This window comes from Kocuria sp. CNJ-770 (genome assembly GCF_001942375.1).
GTDB lineage: Bacteria > Actinomycetota > Actinomycetes > Actinomycetales > Micrococcaceae > Kocuria > Kocuria oceani.
The window spans coordinates 1-4,389 of the sequence record NZ_MKJW01000025.1 but is presented as its reverse complement, the minus strand read 5'-3'; the positions used below and the strand labels follow the sequence as shown (position 1 = coordinate 4,389).

The 4,389-nt window shown below is 75.6% G+C and carries 3 protein-coding genes and 1 pseudogene; 1 reads left to right on the top strand and 3 read right to left on the bottom strand.

The genetic code is table 11. From position 1 onward, the window contains the following. Positions 1–1,184: pseudogene (locus BJF77_RS01365) on the top strand (aldehyde dehydrogenase family protein); the annotation flags it as partial. A 126-nt stretch (positions 1,185–1,310) separates the two neighbouring features. Here BJF77_RS01365 and BJF77_RS22285 read toward each other — a convergent pair. From BJF77_RS22285 to BJF77_RS01350, 3 genes are all read right to left on the bottom strand, one after another. Beyond that, positions 1,311–2,051, bottom strand: a complete 741-nt coding sequence (locus tag BJF77_RS22285) for a class F sortase (protein ID WP_304440969.1) — start codon at positions 2,049–2,051, stop codon at positions 1,311–1,313. Positions 2,052–2,121: 70 nt separating this feature from the next. Then, positions 2,122–2,844: a hypothetical protein gene (locus BJF77_RS01355; protein ID WP_139318381.1), complete on the bottom strand. Its 723-nt coding sequence runs from the start codon at positions 2,842–2,844 to the stop codon at positions 2,122–2,124. Between the two features lie 581 nt (positions 2,845–3,425). Continuing rightward, complete coding sequence (locus tag BJF77_RS01350; RefSeq protein ID WP_075871069.1) at positions 3,426–4,145, bottom strand: hypothetical protein; 720 nt, start codon at positions 4,143–4,145, stop codon at positions 3,426–3,428. Between the last annotated feature and the right edge of the window lie 244 nt (positions 4,146–4,389).

Here is a 4,389-nt window from a genome sequence, read left to right as displayed (position 1 = left end):
ATCCTCGTGGGCTCGGTGGCGAAGTCCAAGCGGTTCCGCAACCAGCTGGTGGACGCGGTCAGCTCCCTGACCGTGGATACCCGACCAACCCCGCCGCGCAGATGGGCCCGCTCACCGAGCCCGCCGAGGGCAAGCTGCTCCAGGCCCTGACCAGCCTGGAGGAGGGCCAGTCCTGGCTGATCGAGCCGCAGCAGCTGGACGGCACGGGCAAGCTGTGGTCCCCGGGCGTGCGCACCGGGGTGCAGCGCGGCTCCGAGTTCCACCTGGTCGAGTACTTCGGCCCGGTGCTCGGCGTGATGACCGCCGAGACCCTGGAGGAGGCCGTGGCCATCCAGAACGAGGTCGACTACGGCCTCACCGGCGGTCTGCACTCCCTGGACCCGGAGGAGATCGGCTACTGGCTGGAGCACGTCCAGGCCGGCAACGTCTACGTCAACCGCGGGATCACCGGGGCCATCGTCCAGCGTCAGCCCTTCGGCGGCTGGAAGAAGTCCGCGGTCGGCCCGGGCACCAAGGCCGGGGGCCCCAGCTACCTCATGGGCCTGGGCGAGTGGGAGCCGGCGCCGCTGCGCGGGAACGGACGCCCCGTGACCGACGCGGCCGTGGCCGGCCTGCTCGACGCCGCCCGTGCGGGGCGGGCGGGGGTCACGGCGCAGGAGGCCGGGACGCTCGAGCAGGCGCTGCGCAGCGACGAGGCCGCCTGGGCCGAGGAGTTCGGGGTGGCCCGGGACGTCTCGCAGCTCTACGCGGAGCGCAACGTCTTCCGCTACCTGCCGCTGCCGGTGACGGTGCGACTGTCCGAGGGGGAGCCCCTGGCCGATCTGCTCCGCGTGGTCGCCGCCGGCCTGCGCGCCGGCGCCGAGCTCACCGTCTCCTCGGCGCTCGAGCCGCCCGCCGCGGTGGCCGCCGTGCTCACCGGCCGCGGCGTGCGGGTCCGGGTGGAGGACGACGCCGCCTGGCTGGCCGGCGCCGCCGAGCTCGGCGGCGGGCGGGTCCGTCTCATCGGCGGGGACCGCGCGGGCCTCATCGCCGCGACCGGGTCCCGTCCCGACGTGGCCGTCTACGCCCACCCCGTCACGGGGGCCGGCCGGGTCGAGATGCTGCCGTTCCTGCACGAGCAGGCCGTGAGCATCACCGCCCACCGCTTCGGCACGCCCAACCACCTCACGGACGAGCTGATCTGACGACCTGGTCCGACCAGCTGGTGTGACGAGCTGATCCGACGCACGCTGCGACGGCGCCCCGCGCCGCGGCCCCCGTTCCCGGACGGGCCGCGGCGCGGGGCGCCGTGCCGTTCCGGGGCGGGCCGTTCAGCTCCGGATCAGGGAGGCGTAGACCACGAGGTTCTCGTCGAAGGACCCGGTCGCCGGGTCGTAGCCGTCGCAGGTGACCAGCCGCAGCTCCGGGCCCGCGGTGTTGCCGTAGACCCGCAGCGTGGGGAACGAGTCCTTCGCGTGGCGTTCGACGGCGTCCACCGCGAACTCCGCCGTGGACCCGTCCGCCCGGGCCACGGCGATGCGGTCCCCGGCGGTCAGCCGGTGCAGGTCCGCGAAGACCCCCGGGCCGCCGCCGGTGGCGTTGACGTGCCCCAGCAGCACGGCCGGGCCCGCCTGGCCCGGAGCGGGTGAGCGCCGGTACCAGCCGGCCGGGGCGCCCGGGTGCTCCGGCGGGACCTCCAGGGTGCGGTCGGGGCGCCGGTCCAGCGTCATGAGCCGGTCCTCCACCCCGATGGCGCCGATGGTGAGGCGCACCGGGGCCGAGGCGGGCAGCGCCCGCGGGCGGGGCTCCGAGGCCGGCCCGCGCGCGGGGGCACCCGGTGCCGGGGCGCCGGACGCCGTGGCGCCGGGTGTCGGGAGTGCGGAGGTGCCGGCCGTCGGAGCGCCGGGGAGGCCCGAGGTCGTCGCAGCGCCGGGCCCCGCGGTGCTGGAGGCCGTCGCCTCCGGCGGGAGGGAGACGGCGGGCGGGACGGGATGCCCGGCGACGGGTCGCTGCGCCGTCGTGGGGTGCGACGGCGCGGTGCTGTCCCCGGTGCACCACAGGCCCAGGACCACGGCGAGACCCGCCACCCCCGTGCGGAGGTGGCGGGTCTCGGCGCGGTGCCGGGGCACGGAGCGTCCGGGGTCAGCGACCGCCGGTCGCGCGGCGGCGCAGGCCCACCGCGGCACCGCCCAGGGCGAGCATCCCCAGCACGGCCGCCCCGGCCAGACCGCGGGCGTCCGAGCCCGCGGCCGCCGTCTCCACGCCGGTGTCCGCCGGGCCCTCGGGCATCGCCATCTGGGCGGGTGCGAGCACCCCGCAGGCGATCGGGATGTCGGAGGCCAGCGGCAGGGCCGGGGCCATCGGGTTGGCCTTCGCCTGCGCCTCGGCCGAGAGCGCCGCCGGGTCCGCGCCGTGGACGTTGACCACCGCGGTGCCGCTCTGCAGGGCGGCGAGCGTGGCGCCGTCCACCGGGAAGGTCCGCTGATAGGTGTAGGCCTCACCGGCCGGGAAGCGGTCGATGGCCACCGCGGAGGCAGGGCTCGTGTCCCCCGAGGTGGTCAGCGAGGTGCCGATCCCGCCGGTCCAGGGCTGACCCTCCATGGAGCTCACCGCGCCGTCGCCGTCGGCGTCGGCGCTGGGCGGAGCGCACACCCCCTGGCCCCCGATGTGGATGTGCTGGGCGTGCGGATAGGGCGCGCCCTGGAAGAGGGCGGGCGCCCCGGCGACCTCGACGGTCACCGTGGCCTCCTGGCCGGTGACGTCGACGACGGCGCTGCCGGCGGCGGTGCTGTTGTTGACCGGCGCGAGCTCGGCCTGGAAGGACCAGCTCTCGGCGGCGGTGGCGGCGGTGGCGGGCAGGGTCACGGCCGCGAGTGCCAGGGCGGGCGCGGCGAGCAGAGCGGACTTCTTTATGGGATCGGCCTCTCGGTCAGGAATGACAGGGCTGGGAAGTGACGCGAAGCACAGTCTACTGATCATTCGAGCTGTGTCGAGGGGTGGTGGTCATGTGCGACCGTGCATGCGTCATGCAGCAGTCCGCGTCCGAGCGGTGGACGGGCCGACAGGTCGGTCGGCAGGGAGATGTTCCGGAAGGCCCGGCGGGGTGCTGGGGCAGGTGCCGGGAGGTCCCCGCTCGAGGTGCTGTCCTCCCGGCGAGCACGAGGCAGGGGAGGCGCGGCCCGTTCACGGCGGTCGACGGGGCCGGGAGGTGAGCCGCCCCCGGTGGATCAGACCGGGGGCGGCGCCGTGAGCTGCCGGCCGACTGCGCTCCGGTGTCCCCCCACGTGCATCGCACATCGGACCCGTGCGCCGGCCGAGCTCCTCGAGATCAGATTACTGACATGTAAACGAATTGACGGCATTGTGTAAGCCGGTTCACACGGGGGCCGTGTCGGCGCTGACCTGCGCCGGGGCCGCCGGCCGGCTTCCGCGCGGAGGGCGTCGGCTCAGCCCGCGGCGGCGAGAGCGCCGACCCGCCGGGCCTCCGCCGATGCGCGGTGACCCTGGGTGCGCAGTTCGGTCACTCCTGTGCTCGGCGCCGCCGCGCGGGGTCCTCGACGGTCCTCGCCGACCGGGACGGAGGGCGCCCGGTCGTGGCGCAGGGCTGCGAGCACGGACTCCTCGTCCAGGCCGGCGGCCGCGGACAGGGCGGCGAGCGGCACCCCGTGGCGGGCGGCCAGGCGCAGCTCGGCGTGCAGGGCGTCGACGGCCCGGTCCAGCTCCCACTGCGCGGTCTCGGCGCCGGCATCCAGCAACCACACGTGCCGGGCGGCGCTCTCGTGCCCCTCGGAGGTGTCGTCGTCCGCGAGCTGCTGGTCGAGGGTCCACTCGGCCGTCTCGGCGCGCCCGGCCGCCGCCAGGACCCGCCGGGTGAAGAAGGGGTGGAACAGGTGCTCGTCCCCGCGGGCGACGAGCGGCGCGCCCGTCCCGGCGGGATCCTCCGTCTCGAGCAGGAAGCCGCAGGTGCAGGCGTGCAGCCGGCGGCCGTCGACGGCGGCCTGGGCGGCGGCGTGGTTCGCGCGGCCGTCGAGATCGGCGAGGTCGAGCGGGCGCACCGGCATGGGGCGGCCGCAGTGCACGGGGCCCGTCGTCTCCAAGGTGGCCGGACGGCCGGTTCCCGGCTCCGTCCTCTGCTGCGTGGACCGGTGCTGCACCTGCTGGTTCATCCCTCGACCTTCCTCACGTTCCCTGCGTTCCCTGCGGTGGTGCGCATGCCGGGCCGGAACCGCGAGACGCGCACCACATCATCCAAGTCGATGGTGTCTAGTTTGTCTAGTTACTCGACTCCCGGGCTTGTCGGTGTCCTAGGATGATCGGCATGACGTCTCGAGTCCCCACCTCCTCCGGCTACTGGTACGGCACCGACGACGCCGCCGGGCCCGGACCGGTGCAGGTGCTCGAGGCCCTGCG

What these genes read in the sequence shown, in the direction of transcription:
- BJF77_RS01350 (WP_075871069.1), bottom strand. Translation starts at nt 4,145, where the DNA reads ATGAACCAGCAGGTGCAGCACCGGTCCACGCAGCAGAGGACGGAGCCG.